This is a genomic window from Kosakonia sp., from assembly GCF_032052965.1.
In the GTDB taxonomy this organism is placed as follows: Bacteria; Pseudomonadota; Gammaproteobacteria; order Enterobacterales; family Enterobacteriaceae; genus Kosakonia.
Genome location: NZ_DAMBVN010000001.1, coordinates 158,219 through 177,097, shown reverse-complemented (window position 1 = coordinate 177,097; position 18,879 = coordinate 158,219). Strand labels below are relative to the sequence as shown.

Annotated in this window: 19 protein-coding genes; 9 read left to right on the top strand and 10 right to left on the bottom strand. The window is 54.8% G+C overall.

What is annotated here, in order from left to right:
* Positions 1-93 precede the first annotated feature (93 nt).
* The 3 genes from kduD (at position 94) to RTX30_RS00875 (ending at position 3,065) form a co-directional block, all read left to right on the top strand.
* The gene (gene kduD, locus RTX30_RS00885; protein ID WP_312685891.1) at positions 94-855 is read left to right on the top strand and encodes a 2-dehydro-3-deoxy-D-gluconate 5-dehydrogenase KduD; all 762 of its coding nucleotides are present in this window, start codon (positions 94-96) and stop codon (positions 853-855) included.
* A gap of 98 nt (positions 856-953) precedes the next feature.
* A complete protein-coding gene (locus RTX30_RS00880) occupies positions 954-1,544 on the top strand; it encodes a metal-dependent hydrolase (RefSeq protein ID WP_312685888.1) in 591 nt (196 codons plus the stop codon).
* Between the two features lie 129 nt (positions 1,545-1,673).
* Positions 1,674-3,065: an L-cystine transporter gene (locus RTX30_RS00875; protein ID WP_312685885.1), complete on the top strand. Its 1,392-nt coding sequence runs from the start codon at positions 1,674-1,676 to the stop codon at positions 3,063-3,065.
* A 45-nt stretch (positions 3,066-3,110) separates the two neighbouring features.
* Here the strand turns inward: RTX30_RS00875 and cedA are convergent, their stop codons facing one another.
* Positions 3,111-3,410 (bottom strand): cell division activator CedA, encoded by a 300-nt coding sequence (gene cedA / locus RTX30_RS00870; RefSeq protein WP_312685882.1) that lies wholly within the window; start codon positions 3,408-3,410, stop codon positions 3,111-3,113.
* Between the two features lie 163 nt (positions 3,411-3,573).
* Here cedA and katE point away from each other — a divergent pair, with 163 nt between their 5' ends.
* Complete coding sequence (katE, locus tag RTX30_RS00865; RefSeq protein WP_312685880.1) at positions 3,574-5,829, top strand: catalase HPII; 2,256 nt, start codon at positions 3,574-3,576, stop codon at positions 5,827-5,829.
* A 70-nt stretch (positions 5,830-5,899) separates the two neighbouring features.
* Here the strand turns inward: katE and osmE are convergent, their stop codons facing one another.
* Positions 5,900-6,238 (bottom strand): osmotically-inducible lipoprotein OsmE, encoded by a 339-nt coding sequence (osmE, locus tag RTX30_RS00860; protein ID WP_312685878.1) that lies wholly within the window; start codon positions 6,236-6,238, stop codon positions 5,900-5,902.
* 253 nt (positions 6,239-6,491) lie between these two features.
* Here osmE and nadE point away from each other — a divergent pair, with 253 nt between their 5' ends.
* Complete coding sequence (gene nadE, locus RTX30_RS00855; RefSeq protein ID WP_312685876.1) at positions 6,492-7,319, top strand: ammonia-dependent NAD(+) synthetase; 828 nt, start codon at positions 6,492-6,494, stop codon at positions 7,317-7,319.
* Positions 7,320-7,402: 83 nt separating this feature from the next.
* Entirely contained in the window at positions 7,403-8,266 is an 864-nt protein-coding gene (gene cho, locus RTX30_RS00850) for an excinuclease Cho (protein ID WP_312685874.1), read from the top strand.
* Here cho and ves read toward each other — a convergent pair.
* The 7 genes from ves to RTX30_RS00815 form a co-directional block, all read right to left on the bottom strand.
* Entirely contained in the window at positions 8,263-8,820 is a 558-nt protein-coding gene (gene ves, locus RTX30_RS00845; protein WP_312686794.1) for an environmental stress-induced protein Ves, read from the bottom strand. The genes cho and ves overlap by 4 nt on opposite strands.
* Before the next feature lie 309 nt (positions 8,821-9,129).
* The gene (gene spy, locus RTX30_RS00840; protein ID WP_312685873.1) at positions 9,130-9,615 is read right to left on the bottom strand and encodes an ATP-independent periplasmic protein-refolding chaperone Spy; all 486 of its coding nucleotides are present in this window, start codon (positions 9,613-9,615) and stop codon (positions 9,130-9,132) included.
* Positions 9,616-9,929: 314 nt separating this feature from the next.
* Positions 9,930-10,895, bottom strand: coding sequence for a succinylglutamate desuccinylase (gene astE / locus RTX30_RS00835; protein ID WP_312685872.1), 966 nt, complete (start codon positions 10,893-10,895; stop codon positions 9,930-9,932).
* An 11-nt stretch (positions 10,896-10,906) separates the two neighbouring features.
* Positions 10,907-12,232: an N-succinylarginine dihydrolase gene (gene astB, locus RTX30_RS00830; protein WP_312685871.1), complete on the bottom strand. Its 1,326-nt coding sequence runs from the start codon at positions 12,230-12,232 to the stop codon at positions 10,907-10,909.
* Complete coding sequence (gene astD / locus RTX30_RS00825; protein ID WP_312685869.1) at positions 12,229-13,707, bottom strand: succinylglutamate-semialdehyde dehydrogenase; 1,479 nt, start codon at positions 13,705-13,707, stop codon at positions 12,229-12,231. Before astD ends, astB begins: the two co-directional genes overlap by 4 nt.
* A complete protein-coding gene (astA, locus tag RTX30_RS00820) occupies positions 13,704-14,738 on the bottom strand; it encodes an arginine N-succinyltransferase (protein ID WP_312685867.1) in 1,035 nt (344 codons plus the stop codon). The genes astD and astA overlap by 4 nt, the downstream gene beginning before the upstream one ends.
* Positions 14,735-15,955 carry an aspartate aminotransferase family protein gene (locus tag RTX30_RS00815; protein ID WP_312685866.1) on the bottom strand — a complete coding sequence of 407 codons (1,221 nt, stop codon included), beginning with the start codon at positions 15,953-15,955 and terminating at the stop codon, positions 14,735-14,737. The genes astA and RTX30_RS00815 overlap by 4 nt, the downstream gene beginning before the upstream one ends.
* A 446-nt stretch (positions 15,956-16,401) precedes the next feature.
* On the opposite strand from RTX30_RS00815, the gene xthA reads away from it, so the two are divergent.
* The 3 genes from xthA to RTX30_RS00800 are packed head-to-tail and all read left to right on the top strand — an operon-like array spanning position 16,402 to position 18,501.
* On the top strand, positions 16,402-17,208 hold the full coding sequence (xthA, locus tag RTX30_RS00810) for an exodeoxyribonuclease III (protein ID WP_312685865.1): 807 nt from the start codon (positions 16,402-16,404) through the stop codon (positions 17,206-17,208).
* Between the two features lie 5 nt (positions 17,209-17,213).
* The gene (locus RTX30_RS00805; protein ID WP_312685864.1) at positions 17,214-18,068 is read left to right on the top strand and encodes a rhodanese-like domain-containing protein; all 855 of its coding nucleotides are present in this window, start codon (positions 17,214-17,216) and stop codon (positions 18,066-18,068) included.
* Between the two features lie 16 nt (positions 18,069-18,084).
* On the top strand, positions 18,085-18,501 hold the full coding sequence (locus RTX30_RS00800) for a pyrimidine (deoxy)nucleoside triphosphate diphosphatase (protein WP_312685862.1): 417 nt from the start codon (positions 18,085-18,087) through the stop codon (positions 18,499-18,501).
* Here RTX30_RS00800 and RTX30_RS00795 read toward each other — a convergent pair.
* Positions 18,467-18,685: a DUF1496 domain-containing protein gene (locus RTX30_RS00795; protein ID WP_312686792.1), complete on the bottom strand. Its 219-nt coding sequence runs from the start codon at positions 18,683-18,685 to the stop codon at positions 18,467-18,469. The two genes, RTX30_RS00800 and RTX30_RS00795, sit on opposite strands and share 35 nt — an antisense overlap.
* Between the last annotated feature and the right edge of the window lie 194 nt (positions 18,686-18,879).

Here is an 18,879-nt window from a genome sequence, read left to right as displayed (position 1 = left end):
TTTCATTTTTATTTGTATTTTCCCCGCCCCCCTTCTATCCTGAAACTCAGGCGCTGACGCCCTCTTTCACAACAATAATATGCCGGAGAACTCATGATACTGGATGCCTTTAAGCTTGCGGGTAAAGTGGCCATTGTGACCGGGTGTGATACCGGCCTTGGCCAGGGAATGACACTGGGGCTGGCGGAAGCGGGCTGCGATATTGTTGGCGTAAACCGTAAAATTCCGCATGAAACCGCCCAAAGAGTAGAAGCATTGGGACGCCGCTTCCTGGCGATTCAGGCAGATTTGCGCCACCAGCAGACGCTTGAGGGAATTGTTGCCGAAACCGTTGCCAGGATGGGACGCGTTGATATCCTGGTGAACAATGCCGGTACTATCCGCCGTTGCGATGCAATCGACTTTAGCGAGCAGGACTGGGATGACGTAATGGATCTCAACCTCAAAACGGTGTTCTTTTTGTCACAAGCCGTTGCCCGGCAATTCATTGCACAAGGCGATGGCGGTAAAATCATTAATATCGCCTCAATGCTCTCCTTTCAGGGTGGCATCCGCGTTCCGTCCTACACGGCCTCGAAAAGTGGTGTGATGGGACTAACACGCCTGCTGGCGAATGAATGGGCCCCTCACCATATCAATGTGAATGCCATAGCGCCGGGCTATATGGCGACTAACAATACGCAGCAATTGCGTGAAGATGCCGAACGCAGTCAGGAGATCCTCGATCGCATTCCTGCCGGGCGCTGGGGAGAACCCGCCGATTTACAGGGCGCTGCAGTGTTTTTAGCGTCCCGGGCCGCGGACTATATCAACGGTTATACCCTTGCCGTCGATGGTGGCTGGCTGGCGCGCTAAATCTGACAGGATTGTGACAAAGAGTTACACCGTCACCTCTTCCGCCTACTGTACAAACATCCTATACTGTATGCATCGACAGTTACGCGAGTTTGATCATGACGGCGGAAGGCCACCTGCTTTTTTCCATTGCCTGCACGGTGTTTGCCAAAAACGCCGAGCTGACGCCCGTGCTTGCTCAGGCCGACTGGTGGCATATTGTGCCATCAGCCATTCTCACCTGCCTGCTACCCGATATTGACCACCCGAAATCATTCCTTGGACAGCGGCTGAAATGGGTTTCCAAACCTGTGGCACGCGCCTTTGGTCACCGGGGATTTACCCACAGTCTGCTCGCGGTATTCCTTGCGCTAACCCTGTTTTATTTGAAAGTTCCGGAAAGCTGGGTTATTCCGGCCGATGCACTGCAAGGCATGGTGGTTGGGTATTTAAGCCATATTTTGGCAGATATGATCACCCCGGCGGGTGTCCCGCTGTTATGGCCTTGTCGCTGGCGATTTCGTCTGCCGCTGCTCTCACCGCAAAAAGGCAATCAACTGGAGCGCGTCTTGTGTATGGCGCTGTTTACTTATGCCGTGTGGATGCCCCCCACGTTGCCCGAAAACGGGGCAGTACGCTGGTCCTCAGAAGTGATTAACGCATTGCAAAGCCAGTTTGATCGCTTTATTCATCAACAATCCGGCCAGTAATTAACCCGTTATCGCATTTTTGGCATAACCCATTCCATTTGGATATAAGAGCGTCCTGGGAGTTCTGCTAACCTTGCGCCACGGGATCGGCCGACAGGTTGACCGAATAATGATATCAGGAGAACGGGGATGAATTTTCCATTAATCGCGAACATCGTGGTGTTCGTGGCACTGCTGTTTTTGCTGGCGCAGACTCGCCACAAACAGTGGAGTCTGGCAAAAAAAGTACTGGTCGGTTTAGGCCTTGGTGTGGTCTTTGGACTGGCGCTGCAGGCGATCTATGGCTCCGATAATCCGGTACTGAAAAGCTCTATTCAGTGGTTCAACATCGTCGGTAATGGCTATGTGCAACTGCTGCAAATGATCGTTATGCCGCTGGTTTTCGCTTCGATTCTGAGTGCGGTTGCCCGCCTGCATAATGCCTCTCAACTGGGCAAAATCAGTTTCTTAACCATCGGCACGCTGCTGTTCACGACGCTGATTTCCGCTCTGGTGGGTGTGCTGGTCACTAATCTGTTTGGTCTGACTGCGGAAGGACTGGTGCAGGGCTCGGCGGAAACCGCGCGCCTGAATGCAATTCAGAGCAACTATGTGGGTAAACTGGCGGATTTGACGGTGCCGCAACTGCTGCTGTCGTTTGTGCCGAAAAATCCTTTTGCCGATCTCACCGGCGCAAACCCGACGTCGATTATCAGCGTGGTGATCTTTGCCGCATTCCTCGGCGTCGCGGCACTGAAACTGCTGAAAGACGATGCGCCGAAAGGGCAACGCGTACTGACTGCTATCGACACTCTGCAGAGCTGGGTAATGAAACTGGTTCGTCTGGTCATGCAACTGACGCCGTATGGCGTACTGGCGCTGATGACCAAGGTCGTGGCAGGTTCCAACATTCAGGACATCATCAAGCTGGGTAGCTTCGTCATTGCCTCGTACCTGGGTCTGGCTATTATGTTCATGGTGCACGGCGTGCTGCTGGGCATTAACGGCGTCAGCCCGCTGAAATTTTTCCGTAAGGTATGGCCGGTACTGACGTTTGCCTTTACCAGCCGTTCCAGCGCGGCCTCAATTCCACTGAACGTCGAAGCGCAAACGCGTCGTCTGGGTGTGCCGGAATCCATTGCCAGTTTCTCTGCCTCTTTTGGCGCAACCATTGGCCAGAACGGCTGTGCTGGCCTCTATCCGGCCATGCTGGCGGTGATGGTAGCCCCGACGGTCGGCATTAACCCGCTTGATCCGGTCTGGATTGCCACGCTGGTCGGCATTGTGACGGTCAGTTCCGCCGGGGTAGCGGGCGTCGGCGGCGGCGCAACGTTCGCAGCACTGATCGTGCTACCTGCAATGGGGCTGCCGGTGACGCTGGTCGCACTGCTGATCTCTGTCGAACCGCTGATCGATATGGGCCGTACAGCGCTCAACGTCAATGGTTCAATGACCGCAGGCACGCTGACCAGCCAGTGGCTGAAGCAAACGGATAAAACCGTGCTGGATAGCGAAGAGGACGCCGAACTGGCGCATCGCTAAAAGAACAAGTACCACATTAACCGCCTGCACCGTCAGGCGGTTTTTTTATTCGTTATCGATATCTATCTCACCTTCCTGCCGCATCTGCATCGCCCAGCGCTGGGCTGACTCCGGTACGCTGAACACCGGAGAACGGCGAAAATGCTCGCCCATCAGGACAAAAGCCACATATTTGCCACGTAATAACCAGACATCGCGAAACCCTTCAACTTTCAGGGCGTGATCGGGCGGAGCCGGTTCGACACGGGGTACATAGCTGATAACAGCGCGGTTTTGTTGACGAAAAGGTTTCATAGGCAATGCATTCACTAAAGACAATTTCCACAACCAGTAATCACCTATCATAGCCGAAAGTTGCCCTGCGCGTCGCGCCTGCGGTGACTTTCTCTTATTTTTCGCGGGGTTCAGGCGCCCCTCAAACCGTCGCCGTCAGGACATTGTTCTATAGTTAGAGGGGTTTTAATGTAACAACGACCCTTTTCAGCAATGGAAACAGGAGACGAGTTCAATGTCGCAGAATGAAAAAGAGTCACAACATCACGCGCCGGTTCACGATGCCAGCGAGTCGCGCCCCGGACTGGATTCCCTGGCGCCCGCAGATAACTCACACCGCCCTTCTCCCCAGCCGACCGCGCCGGGCGAGCAACCAACCGCACCGGGCAGCCTGAAAGCCCCGGATACCGCGAACAGCAAACTCACCTCGCTGGCGTCTGTTCGCAAGGGCGGCGAAAACTATCCTCTTACCACCAATCAGGGCGTGCGCATTGCCGATGATCAAAATTCATTACGTGCCGGCACACGCGGTCCAACACTGCTTGAAGATTTTATCCTGCGGGAAAAGATCACCCACTTCGACCATGAACGCATCCCGGAGCGTATCGTGCATGCGCGAGGTTCTGCAGCGCATGGTTACTTCCAGCCTTATCGCAGCCTGAGCGACGTGACAAAAGCCGATTTTCTTTCCGATCCAGAGAAGATCACACCTGTTTTTGTGCGTTTTTCAACTGTTCAGGGTGGCGCAGGTTCAGCCGATACCGTGCGTGATATTCGTGGCTTCGCCACCAAGTTCTACACTGACGAGGGCGTTTTTGATCTTGTTGGCAACAACACGCCGGTGTTTTTTATTCAGGATGCACATAAATTTCCGGATTTCGTTCACGCGGTAAAACCTGAACCGCACTGGGCGATACCGCAGGGCCAAAGCGCTCATGACACCTTCTGGGATTATGTTTCTCTCCAGCCAGAAACGCTGCATAACGTGATGTGGGCGATGTCCGATCGCGGCATCCCCCGTAGCTATCGCACAATGGAAGGTTTTGGCATTCATACCTTCCGGCTGATCAATGCCGAAGGTAAGGCAACGTTCGTGCGTTTCCACTGGAAGCCGCTGGCGGGCAAAGCCTCGCTGGTATGGGACGAGTCGCAAAAACTGACCGGCCGCGATCCCGATTTCCATCGCCGGGAATTGTGGGAGGCGATTGAGGCGGGCGATTACCCGGAATATGAACTGGGTCTGCAACTGATCCCGGAAGAGGATGAGTTCAAGTTCGACTTTGATTTGTTGGATCCCACCAAACTGATCCCCGAAGAGTTGGTGCCGGTGCAACGCGTCGGGAAAATGGTGCTTAACCGCAACCCGGATAATTTCTTTGCCGAAAATGAACAGGCCGCATTTCATCCGGGCCATATTGTCCCCGGTCTGGATTTCACCAACGATCCATTGTTACAAGGGCGTCTGTTTTCTTACACCGACACCCAGATTAGCCGCCTCGGTGGCCCGAACTTCCATGAAATCCCGATCAATCGCCCCACCTGCCCTTATCACAACTTCCAGCGCGACGGCATGCATCGCATGGAGATCGACACCAACCCGGCGAACTATGAACCGAACTCGATCAACGATAACTGGCCACGTGAAACGCCTCCTGGCCCCAAACGTGGTGCCTTTGAAACCACTCAGGAGCGGGTCGATGGTGCTAAAATCCGCGAGCGCAGCCCCTCTTTCGGCGAATACTATGCGCACCCACGTCTGTTCTGGCTGAGCCAGACACCGTTTGAGCAACGCCACATTGTGGATGCCTTCAGTTTTGAACTCAGCAAAGTGGCGCGGGCTTATATTCGGGAACGCGTCGTCGATCAACTGGTGCGCATTGACGTCAATCTGGCGACAGCCGTAGCAGAGAACCTCGGTATTACGCTCAGTGATGAACAACTTAACACCGCGCCGCCGCCGGACGTTAACGGGTTGAAGAAAGATCCGGCGCTCAGTTTATATGCGGTGCCGGATGGCACAGTCAAAGGCCGTGTCGTCGCCGTATTGTTGAACGAGAAGGTTCGCGCTGCCGACGTGCTCACGCTGTTACAGCAGTTAAAAGACCACGGTGTGCACGCGAAACTGCTCTATTCCCGTATGGGAGAAGTGATTGCTGATGATGGCTCGCAATTACCGATTGCAGCGACATTTGCCGGCTCGCCTTCCCTGACCGTAGATGCGGTAGTTGTACCTGGCGGTCATCTCAGTGGGCTGTTGCAAAATGGCGATGCGAAATACTACCTGCTGGAGGCGTATAAACACCTGAAACCGATCGCGCTGCTGGGTGATGCTCGTCAGTTCAAAGCCCTGTTGAATGTCGACGCACAAGGTGAAGAGGGCATTATTGAGGCGGATAGCGCTTCTCCGACCTTTGTCGACGAGGTTCTCACCGCGCTGGCTGCGCACCGGGTGTGGTCACGCATTAGCAAAATAGACGCCATTCCTGCCTGATCCTGAAGCGGATAAAAAAAGCCCCATTATCGACATGGGGCTTTTGTTTGCTCAGGCTAAAAGAGAAAAATTACTGCTTAGCTTGCGGATCCGTGTCGTATTCGGCACAGGACTGGTAGCCAGAATTCATAACGTGACCGGTCTCATCCAGGGCAACGAAGTATGTTTCGGTTTTGCCGTCACGTTGACCCAGAATGTAAGTCTGGCAGGTACCGCGAGCGTGGATCATCGTCACTTCAGATGAAGGGCGACCTGCAATCTGCATCACCTGCTGGCGGCTCATGCCTTTTTTGACGTCTTTCACTACTGGCTGGCTGACCTGGTCTTTGGCGCGATCGTAAGCCGTACACCCTGCCAGCATGGTCATCACTGCTGCTGCACCAAGAATTCCTGCGATGTTCTTGTTCATATTCCATCCTCTTGTTTATCCGCTTGTGTATCAGCGTGTTATCTAAGCCTGGAATATAAAATTGCATTTTTCAACTTTACAGAGGCGATGGCATAACTTTCGGAAAGTTCTAATAAAACAGAGATAATTTGCTAAAACGCCGTAAATTGCGACACTCAAAACTGTGATCCTTGTCGTTTCACGGCCAAAGGGTTACTTTGAGCCCATCATTTATTTGCAACCTGCAAAGCAGGATTACATAACGGAGGGGTAAATGACTCTGCAACAAGAGATTATTCAGGCGTTAGGCGTGAAGCCGGCGATCAATGCCGAAGAAGAAGTGCGTCGCAGTGTAGATTTTTTGAAAACCTATCTGAAAACGTTTCCCTTTCTGAAATCGCTGGTGCTTGGCATTAGTGGTGGGCAGGACTCCACCCTTGCCGGCAAAGTGAGTCAGATGGCGATATCAGAGCTGCGCCAGGAAACCGGCGATGAGGCTTATCAATTTATCGCCGTGCGTCTGCCCTACGGCACGCAGGCCGATGAGCAGGATTGCCAGGACGCTATTGCCTTTATTCAGCCGGACCGCGTGCTGACGGTAAATATCAAGAGCGCCGTGCTCGCCAGCGAACAAGCATTACATGATACCGGTATCGAACTGAGTGATTTTGTACGCGGCAATGAAAAAGCGCGTGAGCGGATGAAAGCGCAATACAGCATTGCTGGCATGAGCAAAGGCGTTGTGGTGGGCACCGACCATGCTGCCGAGGCAGTCACCGGCTTCTTTACCAAATACGGTGATGGCGGTACCGACATCAACCCGCTTTTCCGCCTCAACAAGCGCCAGGGTAAACAACTGCTGGCCTGGCTGGGTTGCCCGGAACACCTTTACAAGAAAGCGCCCACCGCCGATCTGGAAGACGATCGCCCTTCACTGCCGGATGAAGCGGCGCTGGGGGTCACTTACGAAAATATTGATGATTATCTGGAAGGCAAAACGCTGGATGCCGGCACAGCGAAGATTATCGAAGGCTGGTATGTGAAAACCGAGCATAAACGTCGCCCACCGATCACCGTGTTCGACGACTTCTGGAAGAAGTAATCATAGAGGCGGTGTAAGCCGCCTCTTTTTTAACCGCCACACGCCTGCTATACTGGATAAGTAAACAGTATCAGGAGTCCGTTGTGGTCAGGCGTCTATCCGCCCCGCGTCCCGAATTCGAAGCGGCGGCAATCTATGCATATCCCGAACATCTTCGCCCCTCGCTGGAAGCGATGCCCAATCTGCCCGGGGTCTATATTTTTCACGGGGAAAGCGAGGTCATGCCGCTCTACATTGGCAAAAGCGTGAATATTCGCAACCGCGTTCTTTCACACCTGCGCACCCCGGACGAAGCCGCCATGCTCCGCCAGTCGCGGCGAATTAGCTGGATCTGTACCGCCGGCGAAATGGGTGCGCTCTTGTTAGAAGCCAGGCTCATTAAGGAGCAGCAACCGTTATTCAATAAACGGTTGCGCCGTAATCGCCAGCTCTGTTCGCTGAGCTTACACGGCGATAAGCCGCAGGTAGTGTATGCAAAAGAGGTGGATTTTTCAGCCTCGCCCGATTTGTATGGATTGTTCGCTAATCGCCGGGCGGCACTGCAGGCACTCCAGAGTATCGCCGATGACGAAAAGCTCTGTTATGGCCTGCTCGGGCTGGAGTCCATAACACGGGGGCGTCCCTGCTTTCGTTCAGCATTGCAACGCTGTGCTGGCGCATGTTGTGGTAAAGAGTCGCTGCAAACGCACCATGAAAGATTTACCGCAGCGATGGCGCGTATGCAGTTGATCTGCTGGCCGTGGCAGGGGCCGATAGCGCTGAAAGAACACGGCAATGCCATGACGCAGTACCATATTATCCATAACTGGCTATGGCTGGGCTCAGTCAGCCGGCTGCGCGATGCCGAGGAACTGCTGCGCACCCCGGCCGGTTTCGATCATGACGGCTACAAAATTCTTTGCAAACCCCTTCTCTCAGGCGAGCATGAGATTATCGAACTGAGTTAGTGCCCCGGCAACCAGGTGATTTCACTGAAAAGTAACTGCCCTTCCGGTTTTAGCAACCGGAGGGTATGGTGGCCCTCCTGCCAGTACGCACCCTGATCGGCTGTCAGCAGTTTCTCGCCGAGTTGCCACGCACCGCTCAGCACAAAGATCACGCCGCCGCGCGCACCAAAGGTTGTAAAGGTGCGGTCAGCAATACGCACCTTTGCCCGGCAGCGATCACGGCGCGTCAGCACATTAAAATCCATCGACATTTTTCCGTCAGACAATTCGGCCTTTACAGCCTGTTCACCGGCAAAGGTAAAAGGTTGATGGCGTTTCAGGATGTGGTGAAAGGCAGTGCCGCCGTCCAGCGTGACTTCTCCCCCTTCAATCAGCGTGATCACCCTGTCAACGCCCGGAAACTGCGGAAACTCACCGTTGCTCGCCAGGGAAGCGATACTCACACGCCAGCTAAAATCCCGCGTCGACGGCGGAAAACAACAAATCTCACGCGTCTCACCCGCACCATTACGCCAAAGATTGACCGGCATTTTGCGGATATCAAAATATTCCATCATCACTCCTGAATGGCGCGGCACAAGGCCTGCGCCGCTGCTTCGCAGAACAGCGTACTGACTTGTTATTGTTCAGAATGCCATGCAGGGTTGGCCGCAGCCAGGCGGATTAGCCTCAGACACATGCCTCACTCTGCAAGTAAAAAACTCTAAATTTCAGATAAGTAACACCCTTAAAGCGGGTGGCATGATGAGAATACCGTGCCGGTGGCGGCTGGCAAGAGGAAGGTAAGAAAAAACCGCCGGATCTGCCCACCACGTAAACGTTAATGGGCAAAACCGGCGGTCTTAAGAGGGGGCTGAATTATTTTATTCAGCAGGTGCAGGAGGCATTTTACCTTCCGGCGCCGGACGTTCTGTCAGACGCTTCTCAAAATTCGCATTGAACTGTTTTTTCTGCTCCGGCGTCAGAATGTTATAAATTTTGTTCTGGGTTTCCATATGTGCCAGCATGTCGGCTTTATGCTGCGCTTCCATTTTCGTCAGTTGCGCTTCGGCTTTGGCTTTATCGAAACTGTCGCTGGCCACAATTTCATGCATGGCACGCATCTCTTCCACCGGCGGGCGTTTCATCTGGTCTCGCTGGCTTTTCATAATGTCGCGGATCTGCTGTTTCTGCGCATCGGTCAGATTCAGATCTTTAAACATCATCATTTCATGCGGCCCTTTTGGACCCTTGTGATGCATCATCGGCTTGCTATCCGCCGGTGCAGCAGGCGCGTCCGCAGCGTGTGCCAGGTTAGCGGCGCCGAAGGCCAGGGTAGAGGCAACAAACAGGGCAGTTAATTTACGCATAATTTTATTCCTTACTTCGGTTTTACTTACGGCGGTTGCCGTGTTGACGCTATTCACTTTACTGCCTTTATCGTCAATTAATCAGAGCGACAGTAAAACAATGAAAGTGTAAATAACCTTTTTACGACAAATAAGGAGGAAATAAGGATAAAGGGTGAAGAGATGAAAATTAAATATACAACTTACTGATTCAGAAGGGATTATGAAGAATTATAAAATAAACCTGATTATAAATAAAGCCACTCACCAGGATAAATCTGTAATTTATTCATGAGGGTGATGAAAATAAGCCCTGCATCAGCAGGGCTTCGGTATTAATCTATTTTTTCCAGCATTAATCCTGCACGCAGACCAATGGCGACGTCAGGGTTTGGAAACAAGACATACTCCCTGTCATGTTGAACGACATAACGCTCCCCGCGATCTTCCGCCAATAAGGTGCCCGCTTCAAACGGCGTGAAATTGAGCGTATCGGCAGAAATATAGAGTTTGAACGCCTCGCTGTTACGGGTCAGTTGCTGCACCACGCGGTACCGCAACGGCATGGTTTCAGTATCTGGCGCGGGCTCTCCGGCAACCAGCGCAGCAAGCGCCCAGGCGGTACGCTGAAACTGGCTCAGATCATTCTCGCCGAAGGGCAAAGCTTTACCCAACTCCAGCGTGCAGGCCAACGCACCGAACTGCTCGCAACTGTAGTGCGTAAAGGTGCCTGCCGGCGCACGATGGAACACCAGCGCCTCAAGCCCGGCGGCGCCAAGCCACTCAAGAAACAGCTCATCCCACGGCTCTGCACGCTGCGGCAATATGCCAAAACGGACATGGTGCGACCCTCGGATCGCCGTATGCAAATCAAGATGCCAGCGCCCCCCCTCGCCTTCATCGAAGAAGTGGGTGACCGCCCGCTCCAGCTGTGCGGCGCGCAGCGTTTCATCACTCGGAGGCAGTGTGCGCCAGCGTCCGCCAAACAGGCGGTTCAAATCGTTGGTCAAAAAGCGTTTGCCCTGGGTCAGCGCCTGGGGATTGCCAAGGATCACCAGCAGCCGCCAGGTCAATGGTTGCACACCGGAAAATAAATTCTTCAGCAGGATATCCAGCATCTCGACCGGCGCGGTTTCATTGCCGTGAATAGCACAGGAAATCACCAGCGATCGCCCGCAAGGTTGCGGCGGCACTAACTCCAGGATCCCCTGTTCATGCCACAGCCAGTGAATCCCCCCCGACTCTCCAGACATTTTACGCGGAATGTCACCCGATAATGTGGCGGCAAGAAAGTTATCCATACGACCTCCTGTTAACGCTGGAATGGATAAACAGACCCCAGGTTCAGTAGCTGCGTCAAACGATCCAGCGCTTCGCGTCCTTCACGCAACAGCTGTGGATCGGCTAAATCGGCCTGCGTCAGGCGATCGCGATAATAGCGATCAACCCAGTCATTGAGCGTAGTAAACAACCTGTCGTTCATCATGACTGCCGGGTTTACTGCCTGTTGCTCCGTCTCGCTAAGCACGACCCGCAGACGCAAACAGGCTGGGCCTCCCCCATTCGCCATGCTTTCACGCAAATCAAACACCTTCAGCTCGCTAATGGGGTTATCCTGCTCCAGCAGTGTATTCAGATAACGCCAAACGCCGGCGTGCGTCTGCGACTCCTGTGGCAATATCAACATCATGCTGCCATCGTCACGACTCAAAAGCTGACTGTTAAACAGATAGGTTGCTACCGCATCCTCTACCGATACGGCGCTCTGCGGTACCACAATCGCCATAAACCCCGGAACGTGGGCACGCAATTCGGCTAACAAACGCGGCTGATCGACAAAGGCCAGCGCATGGCAAAACAGCACCTGCCGGTTGGAAACGGCAATCACATCATTGTGGAAGACGCCAAGATCGATGACATCCGGGTTTTGGCGGGCAAAAATCACACGCTGCGGATCAACCTGATTCAGCCGCGCCACAGCCTGACTTGCTTCTAATGTTTGTCGTGCCGGGTATCGGGCTGGCCCCGTCTCGCCCCCCTCTTCCCGACCATAAACAAAGAGTTGCATACCGGGTTCGCCATAATCGCCACCGAAGCGGTTATGATTCGCAGCGCCTTCATCGCCCAGCATCGCCACCTGCGGCAGCGCGCCGTGGATAGCAAAGGTGTCCCGATCGGGGAAAATTGCCCGGAGCAACGCTTCCGTGGTCGGTGCTTCTGTTGCCCGGTGGAGCTTGTTATTCAGGTTCGCCACTGTCAGATGCACTTTGCCATCGAGGGCATCCGCCGACGGGCACACTGTTGCAGCATTCGCCACCCACATGGCCGATGCAGAACTGGCCGCTGAGAGCAAATGTGGCGCCTGGGTCGCGGCTTTCGCAACAACGTGTTCGTCACTGCCGCTAAAGCCCAACTGGCGCAGCAGCGCAACATTTGGCCGTTCCTGCGGCGGGATCACTCCCTGCGGGAAACCGGCATCCGCCAGCGCCTTCATTTTTAGTAGCCCTTGTTTCGCCGCCAGCCGTGGATTGGAAAGCTGGAAACGATGTCTTGTCGAGGCCTCATTACCAAACGACAGCCCGGCATAGTGGTGGGTTAACCCCACCAGGCCATCAAAGTTCACTTCACGCGCTTTCATCGCGGCTCCTCATGGGCAAAATCGAGTCCCGGGCTGAGCGTTTGCGGCAGGTGTAATGTCGCCGTTTCGAGGCTTGCCATCGGCCAGGCACAATAATCCGCCGCGTACCAGGCGCTGGCGCGGTGATTGCCTGATGCGCCCACTCCGCCAAATGGCGCGGTGCTGGCCGCACCGGTCAGGGGTTTATTCCAGTTAACGATCCCGGCGCGGGCTTCGAGCAATAACCGGTCAAACTTCTCGCGCTCTGACGATATCAGGCCGCAGGCCAGCCCATAGCGGGTAGCGTTAGCCAGAGCGATGGCCTCATCAAAGTCATCGTAACGCCAGACGCCTAACAACGGGCCGAAGACCTCTTCATCTGGCACATCGGCAACGCCCGTTAACGCGATAATGCCCGGCGTCAGTAATGATGTACCTTCCGATAACAGGCGTGGCGCCAGCAAGGTTTTACCCCCGCGTGCTTCATGCGCCTGCCAGGCTTGTACGACGTGGTGAGCCGCCCCGGCTGAAATCAGCCCGCCCATAAACGGTTGCGGCTCTGCGTCCCACGCCTGTGGAATTAACCGTGCACTGACCTCCATCAGTCGTTGCAGAAAAGCGTCCCCGGTTGCGGAGCGTTTCACCAACAAACGACGGGCGCAGGTACAACGCTGACCGGCAGTAATAAATGCCGACTGGATCGCCAGATGTACAGCGGCATCAATGTCCTCGGGTTCGTCCACAATTAAGGGATTATTGCCCCCCATTTCCAGCGCCAGGATCTTTTCCGGCTGCCCGGCAAGCTGGCGATGTAACTGATAGCCTGTCTGCGCACTGCCGGTAAACAGCAGTCCATCCACGCCTGGCAGCGTGCTCAGGGCTTGCCCGGTTTCACGACCGCCCTGCAGCAGGTTAAGCACACCAGCAGGCAAACCCGCCTGCTCCCACAGTTTCACCACGGCTTCCCCGGTCCATGGCGTCAGTTCACTGGATTTAAACAGCAGAGTATTGCCTGCCAGCAGCGCCGGAATAATGTGCCCGTTAGGTAAATGGCCCGGGAAGTTGTACGGGCCAAATACCGCCAGCACGCCGTGAGGGCGGTGACGCAATGTCGCGGCGCCGTCGGCCATTTCGGTATGTTGCTCACCGGTTCGGGTATGGTATGCCTTCACCGAAATCCCCGCTTTGTTGATCATCGCAGTGATTTCTGTCAGCGCTTCCCAGCGTGGCTTACCGGTTTCGCGCGCAATAATTTCCGCCAGCGTGGTTTTATTCGCCTCCAGCAGCGCCGTGAATTTCTCGACAATGGCCTGGCGAGTGCTAAATGGCTGGCGCGCCCACAGTGGAAAAGCCTTACGTGCCGCCTCACAGGCCTGCTCAACTTGCGCAGCCGTTGCGTCGAAGCCATGCCACAGCGCTTCATGACTCACCGGGTTGGTTTTTACCCGACGCTCTCCTTCGCCGGTGATCCAGTCGCCATTAATCCATAGACTCATTGTGATTTCTCCTCAGCGCAAAGGCGGGCGAGACGAACCGTGTCACCCGGCTGGCATTTCAGGGCATCCAGCTCTGCTGGCGTTAATAACAGGCGCTCGCAGGCCGGATCGGCTGTAATAAGCATGGCCCTAAATTGTTGGTATTGCTCATTCGCGACCATGCAGGCCGGCCATTCGCCGGGCGCGCGATGGCCTTCGCCAACGGTCACCAGACGACTCTTGCGGATGGCTCTGACCCGGTCAATATCGCACTCAAGGGTCGGACCGCCGTCGAAAATGTCGACATAGTTGCGATAACGGAAACCTTCTTTTTCCAGTACCGCACGGGCAGGTGCCGTTTGTGGATGCACCTGCCCGATTACCGCCTGCGCCTCTTCCGACAGAAAATGGGTGTAGATAGGGTGCTTCGGCATCAGTTCAGCAATAAAGGCTTTCTGCCCGGTGCCACACAAGTAGTCAGCCCGGCTGAATTCCATCGAGAAAAAACGTTTCCCCAGACTCTCCCAAAAAGGCGAATAGCCATGCTCGTCAATCACGCCGCGCATTTCCGCCACCACTTTTTCGTTAAAGCAATCGCGGAAGGCGGCCATAAACAGAAACCGCGATTTCGACAACAAATAGCCGTTGCCGTCTTTGCGCCAGGCGGGATCGAGAAATAACGTGCACAGTTCACTGCTGCCGGTGTGATCATTACTGAGGAACAGGGTCGGCAACGCGTTATAGACATTCAGCTCTTTTGACGCATGTACTTGTGTGCCCACACGGTAGTTGTACCAGGGATCGTTAAGCCCCACTGCCACTTCGATGGCGCAAATCCCGGCCACTTCGCCACTTTGCGTCTCTTCCAGTACGAAAACATACCCCTGCTCACTCTTCGCCAGTTCCCCCGCCCAGGTGCGACGCGAACGTTCAATTCGTGCCGCAAGTGTGGCTTCATCAACCGGGAGAGAGGTCAGCCCGCCCCCGGTTTTCCCGGCGAGCGCCAGCAGTGCCGCGAGATCGCCCTCAGCGACAGGACGGATCACCATCATGATGAACGCTCCGCAACGAATTCCTTACACGCGCGGGCAAAACGCTCCAGCCCGACGCGGATCTCTTCTTCACTGATATTCAGCGCGGGCGCGAAACGCACCACATTCGCGCCGGCAATCAGTACCATTGCCCCTTCCAACGCCGCCAGCTGCGAAATGAGCTTTGCACTCCCGGCGTATTCTTCCGCAAGCTGGCAGCCAATCAGCAACCCGAGGCCGCGAATGTCACTAAACAGGTGATAGCGTTCGTTCAGGGCCGCCAGTTGCTCGGTTATCCACTGGTGACGCTGTTTCACGCCGTTTAGCATTTCATGGGTATTAACGAGGTCAAGCACCGTTCCGGCAACGGCCCCGGCCAGCGGGTTACCACCGTAAGTTGTGCCGTGTGTACCAACATTCATCACCTTGCCAAACTGTTCACGCGTCAGCATTGCGCCAATCGGGAATCCGCCGCCCAGGGCTTTGGCGGTGGTGAGCACATCTGGCGTCACCCCGTAATGCATATAGGCATACAGCTCGCCGGTGCGGCCAACACCGGTTTGCACTTCATCAAAGATCAGCAGTGCGTTATGGCGGTCGCAGAGCTCGCGCAAACCTTGCAGGAACGCGGTGCTGGCTGGCACCACGCCGCCTTCGCCCTGCACAGGCTCGACAATCACCGCGCAGGTGTCGTCATTGATCAATTCACTGGCGGAAGCCAGATCGTTATACACCGCGTGCTGGATTGCCGGCGGTAGCGGCGCAAAGTCCTGCGAATAGGCAGGCTGGCCGCCCGCACTCACGGTAAACAATGTGCGACCATGAAAGGCATTTTTGAATGCAACAATGCCGCTTTTCTGCGCGCCAGCGTTATCGTGAGCATATTTACGCGCCAGCTTTAACGCGGCCTCATTTGCTTCCGCGCCCGAGTTACAAAAGAAAACACGGTCGGCAAACGTTGCATCCAGTAACCGCTTCGCCAGTTTCAACACCGGTTCATTCGTGTAGCCATTGCCGGTATGCCAGAATTTAGCCGCCTGCTCACTCAGGGCGTTGCACAATGCCGGGTGCGCATGTCCCAGTGCGTTAACGGCAATCCCCCCCGCGAAATCGATATACTCTTTACCTTGCTGATCCCACAGACGTGAGCCTTCTCCGCGAACCGGAATAAAAGGTGCTGGCGCGTAGACAGGCAACATCCATTGATCAAAATTTTCACGCGTAATTGACAGAGACATAGCGACCTCATCCGGTAAATAAAAAGTTTATAAAATGTTAACGAATGTGAAGACTTTCGCTGTAAATGTAGATTGCATGGTTCGTGCCAGCTAGCGGAGAAAATGCATAAACGGGGTTGTTCAACAATAATTCAACCGCTTACAACCTGTCGCCATTCACTTTAATTGCATAAAAAGTGAATAATTCGCGATCGATGTGTGATGGCAGGCGGAATGGCGTGAGACTTTATGCAATAAGAATAATTAATATTGGAACTGTGATCATCAGCGAAATTAATTTTCATCCACCACCCTTTTTAAGCGCATCCTGCACAGAAACAGGGCAGCTGGCGCGTTTTTTGTGCAAAGGGGCAGGCAAAACAAGCGCCGTACCAATAAGTGGCAGTTGCGAAACATAAACTCTGCTAACATCTCTGCATCTTTCACTCTGCTAAGTGGCTGCGACTATGAAATTTGTCTCTTTTAATATCAACGGGCTGCGCGCCCGTCCCCATCAACTTCAGGCCCTTGTAGAACAGCATCAGCCGGATGTGATCGGCCTGCAGGAGACAAAAGTTCATGATGATATGTTCCCCCTCGAAGAGGTGGCACGCCTTGGCTACAACGTGTTCTATCATGGGCAAAAAGGCCACTACGGGGTCGCGCTGCTGACGAAAGCCACGCCTGTCTCGGTACGCCGCGGTTTCCCCAACGATGGCATCGAAGCGCAACGCCGCATCATCATGGCAGAGATCCCCTCTCCGCTTGGCGATATCACCGTTATTAATGGTTACTTTCCCCAGGGCGAAAGCCGCGACCATCCGCTGAAATTCCCGGCGAAGGAGAAGTTCTACCAGGATCTTCAGCAGTTCCTTGATACGGAACTGAAAAAAGAGAAGCCGGTGCTGATCATGGGTGACATGAACATCAGCCCGACGGATCTGGATATCGGCATTGGCGAAGAGAACCGCAAACGCTGGCTGCGTACCGGTAAATGCTCATTCCTGCCGGAAGAACGCGAATGGATGGATCGCCTGAAAAGCTGGGGCCTGGTTGACACATTCCGCGAAGCCAACCCGGACACGCAGGATCGTTTTTCCTGGTTTGATTACCGCTCTAAAGGCTTTGATGATAACCGTGGCCTGCGCATAGACCTGCTATTGGCGAGCCAGCCGCTGGCAGAGCGCTGCATCGAAACCGGTATTGATTATGACATCCGCGGTATGGAAAAACCCTCCGACCACGCGCCGGTCTGGGCCACCTTTAAGATCTGAAACTGATGGACTCCGCGCCCGTTTGCAGCCCGTGGGTCAGTGTTGACTGGCTCAACGATTTGCAGCACCAGTGTAATCAGGCCGCTGCGCCAGACCGGGAATGGCGGTTGTTGGAAGTGGGTTACGAGGCCGCGCAAGCCTATCGCGCCGGGCACATTCCCGGCGCAGTGTATATGGATACGCGCGAGGTAGAAGCACCGCCGCTGTGGAATGTTGTTTCCCCCACACGTCTGCGCGCCGTGCTGACCCGCTATGCCCTGCACGTCGACACCCCTGTGATCCTCTACGGTCGCGGTAATTACGCCGCCGAGCGGCTCGCGCAAATTCTGTTATACGCCGGGATCCAGGATGTGCGTTTGCTTGATGGCGGCTGGCAATGCTGGCTGCGCGCAGGACTGAAGGTGGAGGTGGGCCCAGCCCGCCGCCTTCACGCCGAACCTTTTACCGCACCACTACCCATGCAGCCGCAATGGCTGCTGAATCAATCTCAAACCCGCCAGTTACTGGCGCAACCGGATACGGTGCTGGTCAGCGTACGTAGCCGGGCTGAATTCACCGGCGCCACCAGCGGTTATGGTTACATTGCTGCAGCCGGCGAGATCCCGGGAGCCCGTTGGGGGCATGCAGAAGGCGACAGTCAGTATATTGAGAATTACCACTGCCCGGATGGCACACTGCGCGCCCCACAAGAGATTGCCACTTTGTGGCAACAGGAGCAGATCACTGGCGACAAACAGGTGGTATTTTATTGCGGCACGGGCTGGCGCGCATCGCTGGCTTTTCTGATCGCCCGCTCGCTTGGCTGGCAACGTATTGCCGTGTATGACGGCGGCTGGTTTGAATGGAGCCAGTCCTCTTAATGGAAAACAGGCTCGTATGACAACACGCAACAGTATCGATGTGGTCGCCGCTATTATTGAACGCGATGGCAAAATTTTACTCGCCCAACGCCCCGGGCATGCCGATCAGGCCGGGTTGTGGGAATTGGCGGGTGGGAAAGTCGAACCCGGCGAAAGTCAGCCGCAGGCACTGACGCGCGAATTGCGCGAAGAACTGGGCATTGAAGCCCACCCGGCAGGTTACGTCGCCAGCCATCAGCGCGAAGTCTCCGGGCGGTTAATTCATTTACATGCCTGGCATGTGGTGCACTTTCAGGGAGAACCCACGCGGCACTACCACAGCGCCCTGCTATGGTGTACGCCCGCCGATGCGCTGCAACAATCGCTCGCCCCGGCAGACGTCCCGCTGCTGGAGGCGTTTATGGCTTCACGCGGCGCCATACCAGCGGATTAGTGGACAACGCTTTCTCATCACGCTGGCATTGCAGAAGCACGCCCTCGGTTTTGATCACCGCCCCTTCGGTATAATTTTGATTGCCATAAACACAGCACTGCATGCAGGGCTGTGTGGTTTGCGTCTGGCCGCCGGAGCTGAACACCTCAGCGGGAACATTCACTTCAATACCAGGCGACGGCATACGTTCCGCCAGCACACCATAGGAGGCGACCAGTAATGTTGTCGCCACTGCCCACGTGAAACGGGTCATAACTTGTCCTTTCTAATTGACTCCACTAATTACTATAACGGATCTATTTGGCAGGACTTTAATTTCACGGATCATCGGTTTTAGTTATGACAGCACGGGGGTTATTAATTTGCCTGGTGAGCGAA

Bases quoted from the DNA above. Each gene is read 5' to 3' on its own strand.
- RTX30_RS00800 (WP_312685862.1), top strand. From the start codon at position 18,085: ATGACAACACGCAACAGTATCGATGTGGTCGCCGCTATTATTGAACGC.
- nadE (WP_312685876.1), top strand. From the start codon at position 6,492: ATGACTCTGCAACAAGAGATTATTCAGGCGTTAGGCGTGAAGCCGGCG.
- RTX30_RS00805 (WP_312685864.1), top strand. From the start codon at position 17,214: ATGGACTCCGCGCCCGTTTGCAGCCCGTGGGTCAGTGTTGACTGGCTC.
- kduD (WP_312685891.1), top strand. From the start codon at position 94: ATGATACTGGATGCCTTTAAGCTTGCGGGTAAAGTGGCCATTGTGACC.
- astE (WP_312685872.1), bottom strand. From the start codon at position 10,895: ATGGATAACTTTCTTGCCGCCACATTATCGGGTGACATTCCGCGTAAA.
- osmE (WP_312685878.1), bottom strand. From the start codon at position 6,238: ATGAACAAGAACATCGCAGGAATTCTTGGTGCAGCAGCAGTGATGACC.
- cedA (WP_312685882.1), bottom strand. From the start codon at position 3,410: ATGATAGGTGATTACTGGTTGTGGAAATTGTCTTTAGTGAATGCATTG.
- astA (WP_312685867.1), bottom strand. From the start codon at position 14,738: ATGATGGTGATCCGTCCTGTCGCTGAGGGCGATCTCGCGGCACTGCTG.
- xthA (WP_312685865.1), top strand. From the start codon at position 16,402: ATGAAATTTGTCTCTTTTAATATCAACGGGCTGCGCGCCCGTCCCCAT.
- ves (WP_312686794.1), bottom strand. From the start codon at position 8,820: ATGGAATATTTTGATATCCGCAAAATGCCGGTCAATCTTTGGCGTAAT.
- astD (WP_312685869.1), bottom strand. From the start codon at position 13,707: ATGAGTCTATGGATTAATGGCGACTGGATCACCGGCGAAGGAGAGCGT.
- RTX30_RS00815 (WP_312685866.1), bottom strand. From the start codon at position 15,955: ATGTCTCTGTCAATTACGCGTGAAAATTTTGATCAATGGATGTTGCCT.
- RTX30_RS00880 (WP_312685888.1), top strand. From the start codon at position 954: ATGACGGCGGAAGGCCACCTGCTTTTTTCCATTGCCTGCACGGTGTTT.
- RTX30_RS00875 (WP_312685885.1), top strand. From the start codon at position 1,674: ATGAATTTTCCATTAATCGCGAACATCGTGGTGTTCGTGGCACTGCTG.
- RTX30_RS00795 (WP_312686792.1), bottom strand. From the start codon at position 18,685: ATGCCGTCGCCTGGTATTGAAGTGAATGTTCCCGCTGAGGTGTTCAGC.
- astB (WP_312685871.1), bottom strand. From the start codon at position 12,232: ATGAAAGCGCGTGAAGTGAACTTTGATGGCCTGGTGGGGTTAACCCAC.
- spy (WP_312685873.1), bottom strand. From the start codon at position 9,615: ATGCGTAAATTAACTGCCCTGTTTGTTGCCTCTACCCTGGCCTTCGGC.
- katE (WP_312685880.1), top strand. From the start codon at position 3,574: ATGTCGCAGAATGAAAAAGAGTCACAACATCACGCGCCGGTTCACGAT.